Genomic DNA, 22,027 nt, shown 5'->3' on the forward strand with positions numbered 1-22,027 from the left:
ACCGTACCAAAGTTACCTCGGCTCTCTGCGGCATACCGCTCCAAACTACCGGAGCAAACNGTCAGCCGTGACTCGAAAGGCAACCGCGAGAGCCGGTCACCGTACCAAAGTTACCTCGGCTCTCTGCGGCATACCGCTCCAAACTACCGGAGCAAACACCCGACACACAACGGAGGTGATCGGGCGTGTGGAATGACCGCACGATCCGATTTGAAACTTCCGCTACCCGGGTACAGCGACTCATCATTGGGTGGTCGCTGTGAGCGCGCGGAAGTTCCTGCGGTTCCAGTGCCACGAATTCGACGGCCACTTCCATCTCGTTCGGGATGGGCTGAAATCGTATTACGCACTTACGGACGTCCGAAAGAACCACGACTGGACCAACGAAGGTAAGCCGTCCGGCACTTTCGAGGCCGGGGGCGAAACCTGGAGGGTCTGTCTCGACTACGACGAGCAGCCGATCCTTCCGTGGGACGATCCGTCCTACAAACTCGAGACGGCGTATCTGTACCGGCTCTATTTCGTCTGTGAAGACGAGACGTACGACGGCGAGCGAGCCGATCAGAGCCAACGGGTCAAGGGTGGGACGATCACCTTCCGGCCTCGCTGGCCCGATATGAAACGTCGTGAGAAGGCCGACACCGACGACGATGGCCAATGGACCGGTCCCGTCAAAGACGTAAATGGCTACATGGACCTCGGCGCGCCGTACGTCGATGCACAGGTGCAGGGGTCGAACATCGAGTTCGATCGCTACCCCGACTTACTCGCAGAAGCAGCAGCGACGTTTGGAATCCCGCGTCGGTACTTCGACGAGTTCTACAAGACAAGCAACATCGTCGACGCAGCAGTGTATGTTCGACTGCTCCGGTCGAAGTCTGGCCCGATCTACGCGGCGGACGGCCCAATTGCCCGGATGCATTCGCTCTTAGAATCGGATCGGTCTGGGTACCGGAAACACGTCGAAGATAATCGCGACCGTCCCGGCGACTACGTGACCAGTGTCGTCAGCGATCGGCGAGCCGGCCAGATCATCCGAGGCCACGAGATCGGGAAGGAGGCCAAGCACTACTACATGAAGGATCCCGATAACTACGATCCCGACGAGTTCGGGTGGCATCCCAAACTCGAGGTCGGATACCAAACGAGCGTCACCGATCGAACCGTCTACTGGGAGCGGGACGATGGGGAACTCGACCGCAACGATCTCTGTCGTGAACTCGAGGAGTTGCTCGTGAATACTCTCGATTGGAGCGGGTTCGATGAAACTGGTGGTAGTGAATCATACCAGGAAGACGCATATTTCGATCCAGACGATCGTGAACGGCGGTCGCTAAAACTGGTCGACTGTCCGCTTCCAGAGATCGAGAGTGAACAAGAAGCCGCGGTGATGCGCCTTTGGGGGGACATGAACCCGTCCGACGAAGCGCTCGTCGATACCCTCCTCACCGACGGCGGAAAGGTCTCGCCTCGAGATGCCGCCGACGAGACTGGCTACTGTTACGATACGGTCCTTCGAGCCGTCGATCGCCTCGAAGGGTTTATCGAACACACCTATGGGGAGTTGGCGATTGAGAGCGACTACGCAGCACAGGCAATGCTCAAGCGGGTACGGTCTGCTGAGGAACAGTTCCGTCGGTCGATCGGATCCACGGTTATGCAAGTCGCCGACGACGCCCAGAACATTGAGACAGACGCGTTCGACAGGTTCGTACAGAACTACGACGTTGGGGTCGACGAGACTCGCAACGACTGTCGTGCTCTGCTCAAACCGCGCTACGTCGCCGCTGATACAGCCGACGCGAAAAATCTGGCAAGAGAGGCCCACGTCGCCCTCCTCGAGAGACACGGGAACTCCCGTGGGTTTCAGATGCGAGTGGAACTCGCTAACGGGACGAGCAAGCGGTTCCGCGACCTCGAACAGGGGTGGGCTGGTGCCGCGTGGGACGACGAAGCGGCTCGACGAAAACGTGAGCGCCAACTCGAGGGACAGGCTGATATCGACGATCGAAATCTCGATCCCGAAGAGATCGATCTCGAGGAAACCTGGAAGCAATTTGCCGATCACGACGAGTGGGTTAACTATTCGACGCTCCGGTTGATCGTCTCCCAAGTCGTGAACGACGTTGACCGCGCCCTCGAGACACTCCAGGAGCGGGGGAAGATCGTCATCGAACAGGGCCGCGGCTTCGCGCTCGCGCCCCGATAGCGCTGCCACGATTAGTGGCGACACTCTCGTTCTGACTTATTTTCGCGTATTTCGGCTTGTATTACCCCAGTAGCCGAGAGTCCAGTGGGTGCTATAGGGACCGATCTCTTTCTCACTGGTAGTCATCCCTGTCAGGCCGATTTCGGAATCCGACCCCCGGGGTCGAACTCTCGGTTAGAGGGTGTGGCTAAGGCCAAAAGACCAAACTAACCGCTACGCCTTCGCACCGCTGGAGTGGAAATAGAGGGGGCTGGGGCTACCGCTTGGCGGCGTCACGCAAAGTTTCGATCCGCGGTGGGTCGTCCTTACCTCCGGTAGTTACACGAGTCCTATTCATAACATAATTTTAACTTGTTCCAGAGGCGACACTCGATTGACAGCTGAATCATGCCATATCTTGGAACGGTAGACGGAGACCAAGTCATTCCACCACAAGTCGACGATAATGCCGAAGTGACCTGCCCTGTCTGTGACGATCCGATGGGTGTCGTGAAATCGTACGAACGTGGTGATGCATTCGTCTCACGGCACTTCCGTCATTACGATCAGGACGGTCAAGCCGAGCTCTCGACTACCGACGGGCAATCAACGTTTGATGATCTCGGTAACGCTGCCAAGTGTCCTGGAGAGTCGGACGAACACCTCAAAATGAAGTCTATTGCCTATGCCCGACTCGAGCACGACTTTCCTGACGCAACGGTCGAACTTGAGTCAGGGGTAGATGGGAGAATCGCCGATGTTCTCTTGAACTTTGACGAGCCGTGTGCACCCTACGGAAACGGGATCGCAGTCGAAGCACAATATCGAAACGAGGGAAAGGATATCAAAGCTGTGACGGACCACTATCTGGAGCGAGGATACAGCGTTGCGTGGCTGTATGAAGATGACTTTTCAGGATACGATGTCGATCTCTCCGGGTTGCTCACCGTCTGGCCGTATGCGCTTCCAGACCGATCTGGTCTCGAAGGCTACCCTACTGTCGTGCGCCGGTTACGACAAGACGAATCATCTACTGTCGAATTCGAGATTCCCCTTCCCAGAGAATTCTGGGCTTCGTTCGATAAGAGCGGAGAATGGGTCTCAGTTGCACATCGGTATCTCAGACAAGGACGTTATTCTCACAGTAGTCGCGCCTGGGTAACCATTTCACGGTCTCCAACTGATCACCTGACGCTCCAGATCGGCAAGAAAAATAGGGGGTTCGGTGGAGACAAACATCGAGTCACCGTTCAACTCGAACAAAGCGACTGTAGGAGGCTACGAACGTTCGCGACCGAGCTCAAAGCGGAAGGGTTTGAATCAGAGCAGCCGTCTGTGGATGAGCGTGACGAATCGTGGTATGATCTCACCACAGCCTGGTTTGCTGGTTCGAGAAACGTAACCTCATGGCTCTCAGCGTCACTCTCGCCAGATGATGAAATCGTTCTTACCCTTGGAAAGAAGCGTAGGGATGAAAGCGATCGGGTGAGTCTGCAAGTCGATCAGACCGCTGTGGGTGCGTTACAGGCAATCGCTGATCTGTTAGAACAAGCGTTTGAACTAGAATCCTAACATTCGGAACAAATCAGTCCGTGCGTGACACCTCTTCGTCAGCTGGAATAACGAATGCAGCAGACACTACATCCGGTTCTTCTGGAGTGACGTGTTTCTCTTCCTCGAGGCGATCCAGTTCCTCGTCGCGGTCACGGCGGAGTGATTCGAGTTGTCGCTTCGCGTTTCCGATCGGGGCAGACATGTCCATCCCTTCCTCATCGCGTTGCTGATACGACTCAAGACGTTCCTCCCATTCTCCGATCTTCTCTTCGAAATGTCGTTCTGCATGTTGGCGCTTGATCTCGATTTCACGTTCACGTTCTTCGCGAGCTTCACCGGCGAAGGATTCGACTTGCGTCCAGGCTTCCATCTCCGCCTTCTGATAGAGGTCGTCGGCCATCGATGCCAAGCGATCGAGCATCCGGCTGGACACCGTTTCCTCGGGTGGCAATGTATCGAGGATCTCAGGCGTATCGGTGGAAACCTCGCCGTCGGCAGTTGCATATAGTTGTACGAGTTTCTCAGTGACGACATCCCCTGCACCGGAGACGTATCCTAGCCGATAGGTGAACAGAATTCCCGGTGTTACACCGGCATTATCGGTGGTTTTGACAGCGATCTGGCCTTGGATGCGTTCCGAGTCGAGACAGAACTCGATGAGCGATTGCACCAAGGGATGATCGAGTGCGATGAAGTCCACGTCATCATGCTCCATCGCGACCGTCTTCGTAAAGGTCGCGCGAGGATACTGATTCGTAACCTGATCGCCTGAAAGAACATCAGGAACATCCAGCTGATAGATATCACCGCCAGAGCGTGATGGGCCTGGTCGAACACCCTTGATCGTCCCGCCGAACTCGTCGAAGAACTCTCGAACAAGAACCTCGATGTCGTCTTCGCTTACCTCGCCGTGCTGGCTGCGTTCGATGACCTCGAGGACCTCTTCATCTTCATCGGAGAGGTCAAACCGGTCGCGGATGAGGAACTCGTTCTCGACAGTCTCGAGTGCGTCCTTGCGCTCCTCGATCGTCGCCTCGATATCAGCTACAACTTCGTCTGTGGGCCGATCTTCAGCGATCGCGGTCATAATCTGCTGGTCAAGGTCTACGTCCTCGAGCACGCGTCCCATCACGTCTGAGCGCATACCGAGATCGGACTCGATCTGGTCAGTTTTCTCGACGAGGAGATTGAGAATCTCGCTCTCTCGGGTGTTCTTGAAGAAGAGGTTGCGTATCTCAACGGTACGTTCCTGACCGTAGCGGTGGAGACGACCCATCCGCTGGTCGATTCGGATCGGATTCCACGGCAGGTCGTAGTTCACCATGATGTGGGCGAACTGGAGGTTGAGCCCTTCCTGTGCTGCGTCGGTCGCGAGCATCAGGTTCGCCTCCTCTTCGAACTTCTCCATCTCCCGCCGACGGCGTTCCTGATCAAGGTCGCCGTAGACCTGGGCGATGTCGTGCTCGGGGAACACCTGGTCACGCAGGAACTCGAGGGTGTCCGTGTACTCCGTGAAGATGAGAATTTTCTCGTCGGGATCCTCTCGCAGGATCCGGTCGACGAACTGGCGAAGCAGCTGGGCCTTCGAATCGGTCTCGATGTCTTTGGCCTGCTGCCAGAGTTGTTTGACGCGGTCGAGTTCCGCCTGCATCTGCGAGTGATTCAACGTGACTGTGACCGTCTCGAGGGCCTCCTCGACACGCGACCGTTCGGCGTCGGTGAGAGTCTCCGGCTCGGTGCTGTAGCGAGGGATGAGTTCCTGAACGTCGTCGGGGAGATCCTCGGCCACGGCATCGTTCTGGATCGCCCGCATCCGGTTCTCGAGCGACTTTCTGATGGCGTGGACGCTCGAGACCAGCCGCTTCTGATAGATGACCATCGTGAAGCCAGCGGCCTGATTTTCCTCTTGCTGAGCGAGATTGTAGTACTCTCGGATGTACTCGGTGACACCGTCGTAGAGTTGCCGCTCAGCATCGGAGAGTTCGACACCGAGTGCCTCGATGTTTTTCTCCGGGAACATCCGCGTGCCATCGGTATCGTACATCTCGTCTTTCAGCCGGCGGATCATCAGGTCCTCGAGGCCGTCAGGATGGATCTGGGACTCGTGGCTGAACCGGTAGGGATCGAGCAGGCTCACGAGGAAGTAGAATTGGTCGGACTTGCCCTTGTGGGGCGTTCCGGTGAGTAACAGAAGCGAATCGGAATTGTTGGCGACCGCCTCACCGACCTGAAATCGCTGCGTTCGTTCGATGGAATCGTCACTCGAGCGCTTCGCCGTCAGATGGTGAGCCTCGTCGAAGACGGCGACATCCCACTCCGGCTCGAGGTTCTCGAGTGCATCGCGCACCGAGACCCTGTCGTCGTCGGGATCGTCGGTCGTCTGTTTCGCGAAGTCGATCGAGGTGATGATGAGATCCTCCTGTGCCCAGACGTTCTGGTTGGGATGGGACTGGCGGTATGTCTCGACGGTCTCACGGTCGTAGATGACGAAGTTTCGGTCGAATTTCTCGCGCATCTCCTCTTGCCACTGGACGGTCAGCGGCGCAGGCGCAACAATGAGGACGCGATCGGCACGGCCTCGAGCGATAAGTTCCTCGATGACGATACCGGCCTCGATCGTCTTCCCGAGCCCAACCTCGTCGCCGATGAGATACCGGTGGTCGTACGAGTTCAGGATCTCGTAGGCTGCCTTGACTTGATACGGCTCGATCTCGATGCGGTTGTTCGTTAGCGACAGGAACCGGTCGTACCGGTAGGCGAGGTCGAGGCGGGTCGCCCGTTCCCGGAGATCGTAGTGAAGTGGTGGATCGATCTGTCCGGCCTCAAGGCGGTCGACGACTGAGTCGATCCGCTCGATATGGGGCAGCCCACTCAGGAGTTTGCGGGATTGTCCCTCCGTGGTGTAGACGTGGAGGAGTTGGCCTCCATTCGGGCGATTTTCGATCTTAGTTATCTCACCCTGTCCACCGGCAAACTTGACATGGTCGCCGATCTCGAAGTTAGTCATTCTGCACCGCTGATTCGACGATTTCGATTTTCTCATCGGTCAGACCATAGAGATCGTAGACGATTTGATCGATGAGCCGGTCGGTCTTCTCAATCTTTTCATCGAGTTCCTCTGCACGCTCCTTGACCTCTATATATCGCTGGAGGTCGTCGGCGATTCCGTCAAGATCGGGTAGCGTGATGGCCTTCAGCCGGTCAATTGGAGAGTTCGTCTTCGTGGCGTTGTCGCGGAAGCCTGCAAAGCCGTCAGCCTCCTCAACTGCGACTGGAACAAATTCCTCAACCAACGTGGCCTCTTCCTCGGTGAGGTCGGTAAGTGTGAATGCTTCTCTGTAGTCGGTTTCTGTATATCCCCACTGGTCGGTCTCAAATTCGTCTTCGTTCTCAGGCTTGTATCGTGCCGTCGCATAGACCGTGACGCGACTCCTGTTACGTTCAGTCCTTACGTCGCCGATGCGTAGTCTCTCGTATTCCTCCGTGGAGGCATCGAGAATGTTTGATGATGTCGGCTGGAAGAGACCAATGTCGGGAAGTCTGGAGCCTTCGGTGTAGTTTCCAAGGTAGTTGAGAAGAGAGAGGTTGAGCTCAGCTCTTTTTCGGCCTAACTCAGCTCTTTGAGACACTTTCTTCGTCAGTTCTTCGCTTACGAGATCACTGGGTAGAGGGAATTCCTTACAGTCTTGAATGAGAATCTTCTGGAATGTCTCTTTGTTCTCGTCTAGGTATTTTTTACGGTGGTAGAATGTGAGCAGCGATGAATTGAGGATTCCGGTGATACATCGGGCTTTCTGCGGTTCCCTATCTTGTGGGAAGAGTACGAATCCGACCTGGGTGTGGAACAGGGTTTTGTCTGAATAAGCGGCATTGATTCCGTATCTCCCATCAGTTGAGACAATCTGGCGAACGATACACCGAGGTTCTGTAAAGAATCGCTTTTCGCGCTCTGCACCGAGCCAATCCCCGTACTCAATCCACTCCCCACCCTCCCATGACGCCCAGAAGCGGTGAATCCCTTCGCCAGTTGTGATCTTGTAATAGTCGTCAGACTCCTTCTGATCAGAGTGGAATACACGGTTTTCGATCTGTTTCTTAGTATGCCCTTCGTGTTTGTCGTACGGAGTTAGACCAAGACAAGTCTCGAAGTAGTCATTAATTGTCGGCTTTGATTCTTCAATTGCTTTTAGAACTTCGCGCTCTTCTTCTGAAGTGAAAATGTCGAACACGAGACTTCCATGATCCCAGTAAGAAGTACTTACAGTTTTTGTAACAGCATGTTTGTCCGGAATCGATTGTGCTGTCTCTCCTGGATCGTAGAGTATCACTGGGAATGAATAGTTGGGTATTTTAGGCAGATCATGACGCTCAGCGACCAGTATCGACGTTTCCATTGTGACCCCGTCGAAGACACCATCGGGCAGACGAACGATCGAGTTGAGTTCGTGGTTGTGTAATATGTGTTCTCGAAGTGGTTCGTAGGAACTCTGCGTCATGTAGGAGTTCGGAACGACAAATCCAAACTTCCCTGAGATCTTTGTGAGGCTGGTCGAACGCTCACAGAACGCTGCATAAATATTGACCCGGTTAAAGCTGGTTTCGAACAGATCGAATAATGTTTCCGGGTTATCTAGCCCCTTTATATCAATCCAAGGTGGATTCCCAACTACCGCGTCGAACCCTGCGTTATCCTTGCGTTCGCCGTCCTGGTCGTAGAACGCGACAGGGAACTCCAGTTCCCAGTGGAAGAAGTCATCGTCGTCGGCCATCGCTTGTGCACTACGGAACCAGTCCTGTCCCTCGACATCTTCCCATGAGTCATCGCGGAGCGCCTCGGCCATCCGTTCGTAGGCGTCGCCGGGGACATCAAGGCCGAATTCCTCAGCGGTGTATACGTTGGCCATCGCAAGGAGATGCTGATAGAGAGGGTCGTCGCGGACCTCGTCATAGACATCTTCCATCTTCTTGATGTCTGCCAGCGTCTCGTTGTCGATGGAAAGGAGATCGGTGAATCGTTGCATGACGTGTTCGAGCGCCCGTTGTCGCGTGTGTGCGAACGACTGCTGGAGGGTGAGTTGACCGCTCTCGGTCGCGCAATTGCTATCTTGGCTGAGAACATCCTCGATGTCGTCCCCGATGAGCGAGTTGCCGGTCTTAAGATGATGATCGAGGAACGCCAGCGGTTGTTCAGCAGCGAGCGTCCGCAGCCACAGCGACACCTTGGCCAGCTCAACAGCGAGTGGGTTCAGATCGACACCGTAGATACAACGTTGGGCGACCTGCCGGCGTGCCCAGTTGATGTCATGTTCTTTATCGACCATCTCGATACCCTGTTGGGCGGCCTGCTTCTCCTGAGCGTCAATGATTTCGCGGGCCAAGTAATCTATCGTACTTGTGAGGAAGTGCCCGCTACCCATTGCTGGATCGAGAATCTTCAATTCGAACACGCGCTCGGCGAACTCCTCCGCAAACCCACCCTCGTCGTATGCGCTTTGGCCAGCGAGATCCATCCGGATGTCTTCGACGAGGGGCTTGAGCGTGTTCTCAACGATGTACTCAACGACATACTCCGGCGTGTAGTACGACCCCGTAGCCTTTCGCTCACCACTGTCTGTTGTCAGATATACCTCGCCCTCCTCAACGACAATGTCGTCTCCCTCGCCAGGAATTACGTATTCGCCGTCCTCAAGCGCAAGCGGTTCGTCGGCGATGTTGAGCTGATACTCGAGCAGCCCCTCGTAGATGCTCCCGAGGTGCCGTACATCGAGCGAGGAGTAGTCGACGAATATTTTTCCGCCACCGTTGCCCTGCTCGCTTCGAGTCAGGAGGTCGATGACCTTCGCGAGGTGGGCGTCGCCAACCTTGTGTTCGGCGAGGAACCTCGCTTCGGGACTATCGTCCGGATCTGGATCCGTTCGGAACAGTCCGCCGTTGTACGCCGGAATGTAGAGGTCGTCCTCCGGAATGTTACGGGACTTACTTCCCTGATCGATCAGCGTAAACAGCCCCTCGAGACGCGAGCTCAGCTTGTCCTGCCAGTCGCGGTACTTCGGCTCCGCGCTGTCGAGTTCGTCGGCTACCTCCTGTTTGATCGCGTTCAAGCTGTACTCGTTCTCGTAGATCTCATTGTCCGTATCGAGAAGATCACGACCCTCCGCTTCGGCGTATAGGACAAAGATTAGCCGATACAGGTAGATGAGCGAGGAGTCGTGGATCAACTCAAGGTCATCCTCTTTGAGGTCGTTCTCGGAATACTGTAGGAACCCCTCCGAGAGGACCTTGATCGCCTCGTAGATATTGTCCTGCAGGTCTTCACCCAACTCTTGGGCGAAGACGTTGGACTCGTCGTAGACATCGTCAAGGAAGCAGTCACCGCTTGCGTCTTTGAGGAACGCCTCGTGGCGGAAGAAGAGGTAGAATGATTTGAAATCCTCGAGGTCACCGCTCTCGAGGATAGTAGGGAGATCAACCTCGTAGTAAGAGTCGAGCTTGTGGCTAGTGGGACGATAGTAAAGCCGCCACCTCTTCCCGTTTGTCAGTACTCCCCATGTCGTGGAGGTGAAGCGTAGATACTGGTCGATCTGGTGGCTAGGATTCTCGAAGTCACGTTGTTTTTTTCCGCGTGTATCTAATGCTCTACCCCAGCGTTTTGCGTCAGCAACAGCGATCGCATTTTTATAAAAATCGCCACCTTCCTCTCGATGTTCAAATGCTTTCGAGATCGCTTCATCAGAGGCAAAGAACCCATAATCTGGCCTCCGTCGCGTCTGGTTGGCACTTTCCTCTACTACATACGGGATTCCAAGGATATCGAAGAGAGGTCGGATAAATTCATTTTCAAGCTGTGACTCGTTCGTTTCGTAATTGGTGAAATGCATGTGTTTACCCCCATAGAGTTCCTGGCTGAGCCACTGAGACGGCTGAAAACAGCACCCTCTATTTGATTTATATATCTCTNACGGCGGTCGAATTTTACGGATTTCTAATTGAATTCCCCGATTTTGAACCTACTGTCCTCCTGCGATTTCTGGGGGTAAACACATACGGTGAAATTATCCTTGACTGAATCCCAGAGGTCTACAATTTCATCGTAGGCATCCTCGAGTTCCTCGTCGCTGACCTCATCCCACGCTTCGGTTTCAGGAAGGTGCTCGTCGAGGTAGTAGTTCGAAAACAGGTTGCGGTTCGTCCGATAGGTGAGTGCTTGTTGCATGAATCAGGCTGGCGTAACGATGAGAAATTCCTCTGTGTCCTTGCTCTCGATCACAGCCCGGGCGATCGCCTTGGCATCGACGACCTCAACATCGACCGCGTCACCGATATCGATGCCGAGTTTTTCCAGTTCGCCCCCGGAGACGTTGATCCGTCCGGAGTTCCCGGAATTACGCCCGATCTGTTTCCGTGTCATCACGTATGGGTCGCGAAACTCATCGGAGAGGTATAGTCTTTACTTCCTCTAGGTCGTCGCCGTCTCTCATTTTGATAGAGGGAGATCGAACTAACCACTCCGTTTCTACCCGGGTATTTGTTCTTTCGCTGTGAATCGTAGCGTACGTGAAATGACCGGGATAGTGATATTCACTGCTGGGCGTGAGGATGCATACGATGACTACAAGCGATCCCTCAAGCGAGGACATCCTCTCGAGGATCTCGAACCGTACCTGTCCGATGAAGAACTCGAGGACCTCGAGGCGACTTCGGAAGACGGACGGGCACATCTCTGGGGGAGTTCCGTGGCGGGGAAGTGGCAGAACGTCGAGCCGGGCGACATCGGATTCGTGTACCGCGAGGGAAAATTCGTCTCCCGTGGCCGTGTCCTCCTCCTGAGTGAGAACCACGAGTTAGCTAAGCATCTCTGGAAGGATGGGGTCGATCACGACCGCTGGAATGTAGACAAACCGTGGAAGTACCTCACGTTCCTCACCGATATTGAGGAGATCGAGGTCGATATCGAGGAGTTCAACGACCTCGTCGACTACGACGAAACCTACCGACCCCAAGGATTCACGAGGGTCGCCGACAGCCGGCTCGCTCGGCTCAGAGATGAGTATGAATCGATCGAGACGGCACTTTCCGAACTCTCCGAAGCCGGCGAGAAAGTCCACCAGGTCGATGAAACGGACGACGAGAAGGCAACCGACCTTGCCAGCCGCCTCGAGGCAGCCAGCACCAATGGGGACGACCCCGACGAGTTCGAGAAACTCGTCGCGAAGGCGTTCACTCGGTTAGGCTGTGCGACCAACTGGATCGAAGGCGGCGGTGACACGGATGTCGAGATCAAAACGCCGCGCCACATCGTCGTCGAGGCCAAAACTCGAGGGAACGGGAAGCTCAATTCCCTTGAGGCCACCAACGTCGACAAACACCGACGCCAACGTGGTGCCGAGCACGCTATTGTTGTCGCCCCTAGTTTCAGCCCGAAGGTGATTGAGAACGCGACAACGAACGAGCTGACGACGATCGCCGTTGACGACCTGATCGAGCTATTGGCCCGCCGGGAGCGGTACGCGATTCCACCCGAGCAGACTCTCGAGTTACTCACCCGACCGGGGTCTTTCCAGGATGACCGACTCGATCTTCTCGATGAGAACATTCAGGATCGGGTCGACGCCGGTGAGACGCTTCTGGCGGTTATCCGAGCTCTCGAACGAGCCGATGGATTGGTCGAGACCGCAGCCGATGTCCGGTGGATCGTCGTGGGAATGCAAGACTCGGATGAAGTGCCCAGTGAACGGGATGTCAAGAGTGCACTTCAACTCCTGGGCCATCCGAGCATCGGTGTCGTCGAACAAACCGAGGAAGGATACCGGATCGTGACGAGTTACGAGAACGCGGTCCAACTTGTCCGCTCACTCGGAGAGGTCGTACAACCGCCAGAAGAAGAAAAATAGGTCGGGAACTGCCGGTCAGTTCTACTCGTGCCGGCCCCCGCTACATCGTTGTCTTGGCCGTACCGACCAACTAACGACTATCCCGCCAATACCCCGACTAACTTGACCGGCTCGGGACGTTGGTGGTTCTGATCCTTTCTGAACCGTATTCTGTCGTTTCAGCCGGTGAAAAAGGCGGTCCTACCGACAGAAGGGGCAATAGTATTCGATATCGAGAGTCGGTTTCGAGCGACGGTCGGTTATGCCCCGAGCAATTGCGGTGCCATTGGGGCAATCCCCGACTATCCCGACCCGGTCCAATAGGTAGTGATCCTGCCTCTTCACAATCCGAATACGGCCATTTCGACCGGCGAAGATAACGGTTTAGCCGATAGAAGGGACGACAGCGTTCGACACCGATGACGACCCTGGCCGACGTTCAGGAAGCGCTGAACAATACCGGTGCCAATGCCCCAATTCCCGACCATTTCGACCCGGCCCAATAGGTGATGGAGCATCCCCTCTAATCCGCCGAATACGTCCGTTTACCCGGTGAAAAGACGATTCTGCCGACAGTAGGGGGTATTCGTTGGCCTGTTCATTGGTTTCTCATTGGAGTCAGCCAGTTCTCCGACAGCGCCCGACCAATTCATCCCGATGGGTCGGGAAATATCTCTCCGAGTCCCGGCCATTGGTACCCGTGTTCCTAAATTCGAATTTTGCCGTTCTGGCCGATCGAGATACCGGTTCTACCGATAGGTTGGATTATATTCCCGTCGGAGAGTGATGCCACCCGACGATCTACTGCTCTCCCCCGACTAACTCTACCCGGCCTCAGTGGTCGGGCTACTACCTATTCATCGCGTATCTACCGGTCAGCCTGGGCAGAGACACTCGTGTGACTCCCGGCTTGTGCGATGGAGAATTGGTAGACACTACCGGCGAACCGGTACGTTTCTTTGGCTTGTTCCTTGGTCGCGGTGCCGAGCCGGTAATAGGTATTCGTCCGGTTCTGGGTCCCAGTTCGGCGGAGTTGTCCCCGAATACATCGTCGTATATGCCGACTCGATCACTACGGTGTAGTCCCTCTGGTCAAGAAAGTTCTCCCCGGCTTCCAATAGCCGGCAAGCGCGGCGAAGTTGGACCAACTCCTGTTCGTCGACACCAACTTCCTCGAGGACCAACTTCGCACGTTGGAAGATCAGTACGATATCCCCGAGGGCGAACGTGCTCGAGAACTCGGTTGAGCCGTTCCCAGTTGGGGACGAACCGGAAGAACATCCCTCTACGTCCGCATAGCTTCTCCAATACGCGCTTCGGTCGGCTCTGCAAGGTATGGCTCGATAGCAGAGTAATCAGACCACCCGCCGATGCTCATCATGGTCCGAACGTCGACCTGGCGTTCGACGAGATGATAGGTCGCCCAGGACCGGCGGAGATCGTGCGACGAGACTGACCGCCAACGTGGGTTGCCGGTTTGCTCTGCGACGGTGTGAGCGGCCTCTTTGACCCACCGACGGACGGAGGGAGTGCTTGCGTCGACCCACGAATCAGAGAGATCGAGGCCCCGCTCACGGCTGTATTTGTGAATGTCGTCGGCAACGTCGTCTGGCATCCACGCGTCGCGTGTCTTCTTTGTCCCACCTTTCGTATTCTTCCCCTGGACCTCGAAGAGCCAGATGTCGCCATCATCCGAGTACCGCAGGTTGCTATCGCCCGGATAGCTAACTTCCGATGCCCGGAGCCCGCACCGCCCCATCAGTTGGATCGCCACCTCACGTTCCCACCCGTCTTCTCCAGCGGTTCGCTCCAGCTGGTCCAATTCATTGGGAGAAAGCCAGCATTTCGTCACATCATCACTGTCGTCGACACGGACCATAATCGGATATCATAGCAAATCCGATTATAAGTTTGGGTCCCCGGGGCCAACTCCACCGATTTATGCCGTCCAACGACCGGCTCGTAATCGGGTTATCAAATAAAGCGATTAAATATGAGGGACAAAGAACCGATTCTTATTGGAATCGATGCTACGAACCTGTTGCGACCAACACCTTGGGAGCCGTAGACGACGACATTTCGAACGTACTCGCTTCCGCTGATGTCGTACACGTTGCTCTCGGTCAGCTCTGTCATCACGAGGGCATCATCAACCTTGTCGCGGTCCACACTCATGACGCGCTCGGGGTCGGTTCCAGTATCCTACCTTCGGGGAGAGGAGGAAATTTTATACATATTCCAACAATTGTGAAAACTGGCTACGTAGACCATCTCGAACCCCCTTGCCGAATACAGCATCATTCACGCGGATCGTCAATGATATCAGCTTCTTCACTCTGAAGTAGATTTTCGAATAGGTAGGGCAAAGGCATAGATGTGTCTTCTAATTCTTTTAAATCGTCTGCATCTAACTGTCCAGAACGGACCAAAATCCCGATTTCAGCAGGTGTTAGCTGATCAGTGTCTCCCTTTTCGAACTTCTCTATGATCTCGCTACGATCGGGCCGCCGCTCAACATTAATTGAGGTATCTACGTCAGCTATTTCACCCGACCACTGGCCAATTTTAGAAATATTTGCGCCTGTGTATATGCCGTCCTCAATTATCTTTTCTAACTTCCCAAGGTCTCCGTCTAAACCGAGATACAGAAACGAAATGATTGATGCAAGTGGGTCTTGGTACTGATCCTCGCCAATGTCATTGAATACCTTTTCTCGTTCATCTTCACTCAAATACGATACCAGTATCGAGAAATCCTGGAAGGCGTTCGCTATCCGCTCTCGGATGTCTTGTTTCCGATTCGCTTCTGATTGCGGGTGTTCATACTCCCGCTGCCCGACCAGATACTCTCGGTCGGCTGTTGAAAGAAGCCCCCGTGGTCGATCAGGTAGTTCTACCGCGAGAATACTTGGACCCATTTCTGGGTCCCGGTCAAGCAACTCTCGAAGTTCTTCCTGTAATTCCTCAGCGTTCGGGTGAAGGTCATCAGTCATGGTTCGTCGGTTTCTGCCTACAAAGTACGTTTACCTACTCCGAAATAGTTTTACCGATATGGTGAGTGCTGGTAATCGAACAGGAAATGACGAAGGCAACGGAATCGCGAATTCCATGTTCGCGCGCGACGCGCCGGCTCGTAAAAGCGCAGAAACGAGGCGGTGAGTCCTACGACAACTTGCTCCAGAAGATGGCTGAGCAGTACGCCCCCGACGAGAGTGTTGAAAACACGGAGTAGAGACTAGCCTATGGAACTGAATAACACCACGCCCGCAACCATCCCAGCCAAGGATACCAATTGCAGGCGTGCGAAGCAACGGATCGGATCGGATAGATCAGATCCTGTACTTACCTCTCCGTTGGGGAGGGGGAAAACTGTTCCGGCAACTTCGCCGGAAATTGCCTACCAATCTATCCGATCCGATCGGACTTGCCAACCAATTGGCTGTTCGATCTGAATGCAGGATAAACACAACATCTGTGGCGACCGAATAGACTACAAACTGCCAACCGGCGTCGATGAGTCTCAAGCAGATCGTTATCGATCTGCGGCCCAAAGCGCAGAAGACGCACTTGCGATTATCGCAGAGATTCAGGATGATCGGAAGAATGAATCTGGTGAGATCTGCGAGCCGGTCACAGAGACGACCATCAATACAATTAGGGAAATAAATCATCAGTACCTGATGCCCGCCCTCTCGACTCTGGCAGTACTGGAGCGTGACCAAAAATGAGCGGGGCGGATGAACGCCGAAGTACCTTTCCCGATGCGGCGAGTTCCACGGATCGGGGTTCCATGAGCGATGGACTCACACCTACGACGCCTGCCGAGGCCGTGGAGTGGTACTTCGCTGAACGCGAACCCGAGCTTACCGAAAAGACGCTACAGAACCAGCGGTATCGACTCGAGCAGTTCCTCGCGTTCTGCTCCGATCACGATATCGACGAGATGAATCGACTCACGGGACGCGATGTCCACCGGTTCCGCGTTTGGGCGAGTCAGGACATCCAGACCGTCACGCTTCGCGGGTATCTCCAGACGTTCCGCGTCTTCCTCGAGTTCTGTGCCTCGATCGAGGCCGTCGAGCCGGGGTTGCGCGAACGGGTGCAGATACCAGAAGTCGAGCCGGAGGACGAAGCTCGAAACGAACACCTCGAAGCGGATCGGGCTGAGGCGATCCTCGAGCATCTCGAGCGGTTCGCCTACGCCAGTCGAGAACACGTCATCACTGCAATCCTCTGGCATACCGGAATTCGTCTGGGGACGCTCCGATCGTTCGATGTCGGTGACTTCGATCAGGACTCGCAGTGTCTCGACGTTCGACACCGACCGGACGCTGGCACGCCGCTGAAGAACAAGAAAGCGGCTGAGCGGTCGATCGCTGTCGGTTCACACTACTGTGACGTGATCGAAGACTACATCGAACACAACCGAGATGACGTCATCGATGACCACGGTCGTCGTCCACTGATCACCAGCTCACGGGGACGGCTCAGTGAGGGTTCGATCCGTGAGACGGTCTACCGGGTTACTCAGCCGTGTGACTACGGCGAGTGTCCGCACGACAAGGATCCGACGACCTGCGAGTATCGACAGCACAGCCAACGCGCTGGCTGTCCGTCGTCGCGATCTCCGCACGGAATCCGACGTGGATCGATCACGAACCACCTGCGAACCGGTTCACCGCAGGAGGTCGTCTCCGATCGAGCAAACGTATCTGGCGACATCCTCGACCAACACTACGACGAACGGACTGAACGCGAGAAGATGGAAATTCGTCGCGAATTCCTCGAGGGGGTGTAACCAATGATGGACTCCACTCCACGCAGAAACAGTGAACATTCTACCATAGCCTCGGCAGGCCACCGTATCGATCAAGCCCCGGCGAGTCCACTCGAAATTTGGCGTTTCAGGCCTTCTAATTGCCGAATTCCGTTCCCTAAGGGTATTCTAACGGCTATCGATACGACAGTGCTGACAGCTGCTTATGTGAGAGTCATATTCCTGTTATAGGTCTTCGATGAAGTCGCGTCGCTGTTCCATCTTCTCACGGTCTGTACGGCGGTCGTAGTGGCGATCGAGGACTTCCGAGGACACGTCGCACCGATCGCTGACGATCTTCTCGGGGATGTCCTCGCGGAGCTGGTACGTGATCGCCCCGCGCCGGATCGTGTGCGGCGAGAGGCTGCTCGGGCAGTCGTAGTAGTGCCCGTACTCGTGGCTTCGCAGTCGTTCGGGTCTCGGTCGTGAGGACACTCTCCGACCATGCAGGGCTGGGTAAGCCGGTACACCTCCGAGCGAATCTGTCCGGAACTCAGCCGGCCTCGGTCGCTCGGGTGCCAGAAACTGGCGGATCACCGGCTCTTGATCCCAATTGGGAACGGCGTCTACGATATCTCCGATATTGGGGAAGCTATCTCGATGAAGAGTACGACGCCGAAAACGAGACCTACCTCAATGGCGGCAGCTCGAGAGACGGCCCGAGTGCCAGTGGAACCACCCAACCCTACTGAGCCGAAAACCCGCTCGCTGGATGTGTACGCTTGATGTACGGATCCTCGAGCATCTCTTGGAGGATTCGTGGTCGACACCACGGCATATGTCTCAAGCTGTCAAACTCACTGCGTCACGTGGGCGGGTCGAGGAGCGATGTCTGCTGCTTTCGCAGGCTGGGCTAGTCGCGCCGATCTTCGAGGATAGCAACATGTACGAAATCACCTGCGAAGGACAGGGGTACCTCGATGGCGAGGTTGATGTTGAAAATCGGCCGAAGCCATCGCCTCAACCACTTCGCAACTAGCGGAATTAGCCGAGATCAGTGCGAACAGACTCAAAGAGGGCCGGCCTTAACAGAGAAATTAGATTTTCACCTGCTACATAATCATTCACATTTTCGCATGTGTTTACCCCCATAGAGTTCCTGGCTGAGCCACTGAGACGGCTGAAAACAGCACCCTCTATTTGATTTATATATCTCTNGGCGGTCGAATTTTACGGATTTCTAATTGAATTCCCCGATTTTGAACCTACTGTCCTCCTGCGATTTCTGGGGGTAAACACATACACATTTTCTATTTTGATGTATTTCATAACATTACTAAGACGGATAGTAATCTTGAACAAATCACCTTTATAATCGCAGGTGAATGAGAACCCTACAAGAGACCACTCTTCTTCTAAATGGTTGTCTAATACATTTTGCTCCGAAATGTCGGGACCCTTTAATTCAAGAGACTTTTGCTCTACTTCTGGGCCCTGATCATCGTTTTCTAGAGTTGCAGAATTAACATATATATCTAATTCATCATCGTATTCTCCAAGGCTTTGTTTGAATTCGCCTATATCTATTTGATTAGACAAGGGGGCCACCCGAATTCCTAAATTAGTAGTATTACGAATCACACTCTTAATTTTTTGAACGTCAGTTACCTTTGTTGACTCTAAAATCAACAGGGAGTCCTCTAAATCAATACGGAACGGCAGTGTTCCCTCTGACACTAGGTTTTGGACCTCTCCATGTGTGGTAATGTTTATATCCACATCGACATATACATAATTGCCATAAATATAATCGTCATCATATGTATATTCAAACCCTTCTCTTCTATCGGGTGGAGCGTCTGGCTCGTATGGGTTCCGATCGAATTCATCAAACAGGTCCTCCGCGTCTAAACTCTTAGGAAAAGATATGTGGAAATACGACTCAGATATCCTTGCAGTCCCTTGTTCCACAATCTGTTTTGATTGTTTCGCAAATTTCCTCAGAAGTTCTGGGTCCCATTCGATTCCAGAATACTCGTCAATGACGTCCTGCCATCTATGAAATTCGAGATCTTCGTCAAAGAGATTCCGGTGGATTCTCTCCATCACTAGCAGATGAGATTGAGGCTTGATATATTTCTCAATGATATCAAGCGCCTGAGTGGTGAAGTCAGACGGGTCAGCCATTATGCCATTATTCGCATCAATCTAGAAAAGTGCTTGGATAGAAAACACGGATAATCAAGTTAATTACTTACCAATATAATATCTCCTTCTAGGAGTGATTGACCACATTACGACGCTTCTAGATTCAGCTTGGTCAAGCCCAATAATATCGGTTATTGCTACCGTCTTCATTGTTACTTTGGCAGTTATCTTGCTCTATCACCTGCCAATTGTATATATAGAAAATAGGTGGTACCAGTACGCTAAAGTAGGACTCTCCATACAAATATCAGTTCTTATACTATATCGGGCTGCCTCAACTCAAGAACCAATAATCGTTGGTTCTTTACTTGGCATATTCCCAACTATAATAATTGGCCTAAATAGCCATTGGAAGAAGCCACATGTTGTGATAAAGGATGTTAAAGTTACATAGCCTGTTGCACGTTCAAGATCAATTCGCCAGACATGGCAGCGTGAGACTGATCCAGTGCGAATCTGCCGAGTGATAGTCAATTTGGTNATAGCCTGTTGCACGTTCAAGATCAATTCGCCAGACATGGCAGCGTGAGACTGATCCAGTGCGAATCTGCCGAGTGATAGTCAATTTGGTGAGAGAAGTCTCAGAAACGCTCGCTGAATCGGGTGTTTGAATCAGTTTTCGATCACGAATAGAGACGCCTGAGAGCGATGCCTCTCAGGCGGCGCGTGCTTCGACTCCGGGCTGGGGCCGTCAGATGAGGCGACTGGGAGAACGTATCAGTCCTGGTTTCCCCTGTCGTTTTGCGGTGAGTGACGTCGCGACCAGAGCGACTGCCGAAAGCACGACGTGAGTTTCCACGTTGTTCTCCTTGCGTGCGCGGACGCGATCGAGGCCGGTAAAGGACTTCAGCCGAGAGAATACTCGCTCGACACCTGCCCGCAGGTGTCGATGCATTCGTTCCTTGATCGCCTGGAAGATGTAGGTCTCTTCGACGCTGCCGACCTCGACGCCGTACTCTGAGAGTTGCTCTTGTGGTAACCGTTCGAGTGCGTCGTACGGACTGTCGATCTCGTCACCGTGGTTCTTGAACAACTCCTTGATCTCGTCGCGGATCGCCTTCAGTGGCGCTGAGCGTCGTGGATTGATCGCCGTCAGCAGCGGACACTCAAGTTNAAGTTTCTCCTGGGTGAACTCTCGATTGCCTTGGCTGTCGAAGCCCGCATCAGCCAGTGCTGCTTGGAGATCGTCGGTGTCGTACCGCTCATCGAACTCCTCGATGAGCGGTTCGAACGCCGCACAGTCGTTCCTGCTGCCGGTCTCCATCGTGATGGCGACCGGCAGCTCTGCGGCTACGTCCACGACGATGTACACCTTGTACCCGTAGAACTTCCCCTCGTGTTTGCCCCAACTCGCTCCCTCGACCTCACCGTCGGCGATTTCTTCTCGTGTGTTTGCCCAGGCGGCGATGTGCGTGCCGTCGATCACGACGAACTCACCGGCGTGATCGTGATCAGCGAGTAAATCGCCACACATCGACTGGAGGCAGTCACGGAGTTCATCGGGGTGAAGGTCGTCGAAGGCACGCCAGAGCGACGTCCCGTCTGGGACGTCCTCTGGCTCGTAGTCGAGAGCCTCCCGGAAGGAGTGATTCCGTCGGAGACGGCGTTCGAGGGCGTCGAAGGAGTCGCCCTCGAACTGCCGGAGGACCAGAGCGGCGGCTCGTTCGGGCGGGATCGACTGAATCTCTGAGACAGCAACCGAGAGAAACGTCGCGAGAAGTTCGTCGCGGTAGAGGTAGCCCTCTTCGTCGGTATCAACTGGACGGACGTCGGTCGGCTGATCGGTTTCGCGTTGGCTCAGCTGGGCGTCCCGCAGGGACGGCCAGCTGTGGACGTAGACCGTCGTGTTCCGGTGTTCGACAGCGTGGATCTCCTGTTGGTCGGCGAGGTTCTGGAGCGCTCGGTAGCAGCGTCGATCGAGGAGGTCGTTTGCTTCGGGGGCAGTGATCCCAGAAGGTCGCTGGAACGCGAGATGCTTGAGCGTGGCTTTGGTGGTTTCCTTGCGGTGGAAGACGGCGACGCCGTCATCCACCTCGGGTCGCCAGAAGCCGTCATGGGTGGCACGATGGCCAACAACGTGTTTGCTAGCGACGTACTGACCGTTGTGGTTCAGGGAGGGGTAGAAGGTGTTTGTCGAGGCAATTTGGTCGATATACCACGCCGGCACGTCGGTGCCGGCGCGGAGCTCGTCTTTGGAGGCGACCTCATCGTGGGCTCGAAGGAACTGACGAACGGTGGCCTTATGCGAAGCGGCGGTGTTCTTACTGGTGTCGGATCGTTGTGTGTGCATACCATCGATCCGGCTTCTAATCTAGTTAAAGTGATTATTCTAGCTCGTAGTGATATCTCTTGGACATACCTGAGCTAATTTCGAACTCGTGCAACAGGCTATTACAAAGTACCCAAAGTCATGGCATGTGTTTGGTGAAACTAGGTCCTGTCTCTTATACA

The 22,027-nt window shown here is 54.4% G+C and carries 13 protein-coding genes and 2 pseudogenes; 5 read left to right on the top strand and 10 right to left on the bottom strand.

Going from position 1 to position 22,027, the window contains the following annotated elements:
* The first annotated feature begins 259 nt into the window (after positions 1 to 259).
* Both C487_RS09120 and C487_RS19475 read left to right on the top strand, forming a co-directional pair.
* The gene (locus C487_RS09120) at positions 260 to 2,209 is read left to right on the top strand and encodes a DUF7845 domain-containing protein (RefSeq protein ID WP_006185452.1); all 1,950 of its coding nucleotides are present in this window, start codon (positions 260 to 262) and stop codon (positions 2,207 to 2,209) included.
* 387 nt (positions 2,210 to 2,596) lie between these two features.
* Positions 2,597 to 3,760 carry a competence protein CoiA family protein gene (locus tag C487_RS19475; RefSeq protein WP_241431075.1) on the top strand — a complete coding sequence of 388 codons (1,164 nt, stop codon included), beginning with the start codon at positions 2,597 to 2,599 and terminating at the stop codon, positions 3,758 to 3,760.
* A gap of 13 nt (positions 3,761 to 3,773) precedes the next feature.
* Here the strand turns inward: C487_RS19475 and C487_RS09130 are convergent, their stop codons facing one another.
* From C487_RS09130 to C487_RS09145, 4 genes and pseudogenes are all read right to left on the bottom strand, one after another.
* Positions 3,774 to 6,749: a helicase-related protein gene (locus C487_RS09130; RefSeq protein WP_006185453.1), complete on the bottom strand. Its 2,976-nt coding sequence runs from the start codon at positions 6,747 to 6,749 to the stop codon at positions 3,774 to 3,776.
* A pseudogene (locus C487_RS09135) lies at positions 6,742 to 10,596 on the bottom strand (Eco57I restriction-modification methylase domain-containing protein); the annotation flags it as partial. The pseudogene C487_RS09135 and the gene C487_RS09130, both read right to left, overlap by 8 nt.
* 128 nt (positions 10,597 to 10,724) lie before the next feature.
* The gene (locus C487_RS09140; protein ID WP_006185455.1) at positions 10,725 to 10,955 is read right to left on the bottom strand and encodes a hypothetical protein; all 231 of its coding nucleotides are present in this window, start codon (positions 10,953 to 10,955) and stop codon (positions 10,725 to 10,727) included.
* Positions 10,956 to 10,958: 3 nt separating this feature from the next.
* On the bottom strand, positions 10,959 to 11,150 hold the full coding sequence (locus C487_RS09145) for a hypothetical protein (RefSeq protein WP_006185456.1): 192 nt from the start codon (positions 11,148 to 11,150) through the stop codon (positions 10,959 to 10,961).
* A gap of 151 nt (positions 11,151 to 11,301) precedes the next feature.
* On the opposite strand from C487_RS09145, the gene C487_RS19480 reads away from it, so the two are divergent.
* Positions 11,302 to 12,633, top strand: coding sequence for a restriction endonuclease (locus C487_RS19480; RefSeq protein WP_006185457.1), 1,332 nt, complete (start codon positions 11,302 to 11,304; stop codon positions 12,631 to 12,633).
* Positions 12,634 to 13,897: 1,264 nt separating this feature from the next.
* Here the strand turns inward: C487_RS19480 and C487_RS09165 are convergent.
* From C487_RS09165 to C487_RS09175, 3 genes are all read right to left on the bottom strand, one after another.
* A complete protein-coding gene (locus C487_RS09165; RefSeq protein WP_006185458.1) occupies positions 13,898 to 14,491 on the bottom strand; it encodes a site-specific integrase in 594 nt (197 codons plus the stop codon).
* Positions 14,492 to 14,586: 95 nt separating this feature from the next.
* A complete protein-coding gene (locus tag C487_RS20800; RefSeq protein WP_152422488.1) occupies positions 14,587 to 14,781 on the bottom strand; it encodes a hypothetical protein in 195 nt (64 codons plus the stop codon).
* A 128-nt stretch (positions 14,782 to 14,909) separates the two neighbouring features.
* On the bottom strand, positions 14,910 to 15,605 hold the full coding sequence (locus C487_RS09175; protein ID WP_006185460.1) for a hypothetical protein: 696 nt from the start codon (positions 15,603 to 15,605) through the stop codon (positions 14,910 to 14,912).
* A 459-nt stretch (positions 15,606 to 16,064) separates the two neighbouring features.
* Here C487_RS09175 and C487_RS09180 point away from each other — a divergent pair, with 459 nt between their 5' ends.
* On the top strand, positions 16,065 to 16,340 hold the full coding sequence (locus tag C487_RS09180) for a hypothetical protein (RefSeq protein WP_006185461.1): 276 nt from the start codon (positions 16,065 to 16,067) through the stop codon (positions 16,338 to 16,340).
* 62 nt (positions 16,341 to 16,402) lie between these two features.
* A complete protein-coding gene (locus C487_RS09185; protein ID WP_049908049.1) occupies positions 16,403 to 17,410 on the top strand; it encodes a tyrosine-type recombinase/integrase in 1,008 nt (335 codons plus the stop codon).
* Between the two features lie 204 nt (positions 17,411 to 17,614).
* Here C487_RS09185 and C487_RS09190 read toward each other — a convergent pair.
* The 3 genes and pseudogenes from C487_RS09190 to C487_RS09195 all read right to left on the bottom strand — a co-directional run.
* A pseudogene (locus C487_RS09190) lies at positions 17,615 to 17,940 on the bottom strand (site-specific integrase); the annotation flags it as partial.
* 658 nt (positions 17,941 to 18,598) lie between these two features.
* Complete coding sequence (locus tag C487_RS20265; RefSeq protein WP_152422489.1) at positions 18,599 to 19,555, bottom strand: hypothetical protein; 957 nt, start codon at positions 19,553 to 19,555, stop codon at positions 18,599 to 18,601.
* 712 nt (positions 19,556 to 20,267) lie between these two features.
* Entirely contained in the window at positions 20,268 to 21,866 is a 1,599-nt protein-coding gene (locus tag C487_RS09195) for a transposase (RefSeq protein WP_006185464.1), read from the bottom strand.
* Between the last annotated feature and the right edge of the window lie 161 nt (positions 21,867 to 22,027).

Origin of the sequence: Natrinema pallidum DSM 3751 (genome assembly GCF_000337615.1) — an archaeon.
Taxonomy (GTDB): Archaea; Halobacteriota; Halobacteria; order Halobacteriales; family Natrialbaceae; genus Natrinema; species Natrinema pallidum.

Bases quoted from the DNA above. Each gene is read 5' to 3' on its own strand.
- C487_RS19480 (WP_006185457.1), top strand. From the start codon at position 11,302: ATGACCGGGATAGTGATATTCACTGCTGGGCGTGAGGATGCATACGAT.
- C487_RS09185 (WP_049908049.1), top strand. From the start codon at position 16,403: ATGAGCGATGGACTCACACCTACGACGCCTGCCGAGGCCGTGGAGTGG.
- C487_RS20265 (WP_152422489.1), bottom strand. From the start codon at position 19,555: ATGGCTGACCCGTCTGACTTCACCACTCAGGCGCTTGATATCATTGAG.
- C487_RS09175 (WP_006185460.1), bottom strand. From the start codon at position 15,605: ATGACTGATGACCTTCACCCGAACGCTGAGGAATTACAGGAAGAACTT.
- C487_RS09180 (WP_006185461.1), top strand. From the start codon at position 16,065: ATGCAGGATAAACACAACATCTGTGGCGACCGAATAGACTACAAACTG.
- C487_RS09130 (WP_006185453.1), bottom strand. From the start codon at position 6,749: ATGACTAACTTCGAGATCGGCGACCATGTCAAGTTTGCCGGTGGACAG.
- C487_RS19475 (WP_241431075.1), top strand. From the start codon at position 2,597: ATGCCATATCTTGGAACGGTAGACGGAGACCAAGTCATTCCACCACAA.
- C487_RS09140 (WP_006185455.1), bottom strand. From the start codon at position 10,955: ATGCAACAAGCACTCACCTATCGGACGAACCGCAACCTGTTTTCGAAC.
- C487_RS09165 (WP_006185458.1), bottom strand. From the start codon at position 14,491: ATGGTCCGTGTCGACGACAGTGATGATGTGACGAAATGCTGGCTTTCT.
- C487_RS09145 (WP_006185456.1), bottom strand. From the start codon at position 11,150: ATGACACGGAAACAGATCGGGCGTAATTCCGGGAACTCCGGACGGATC.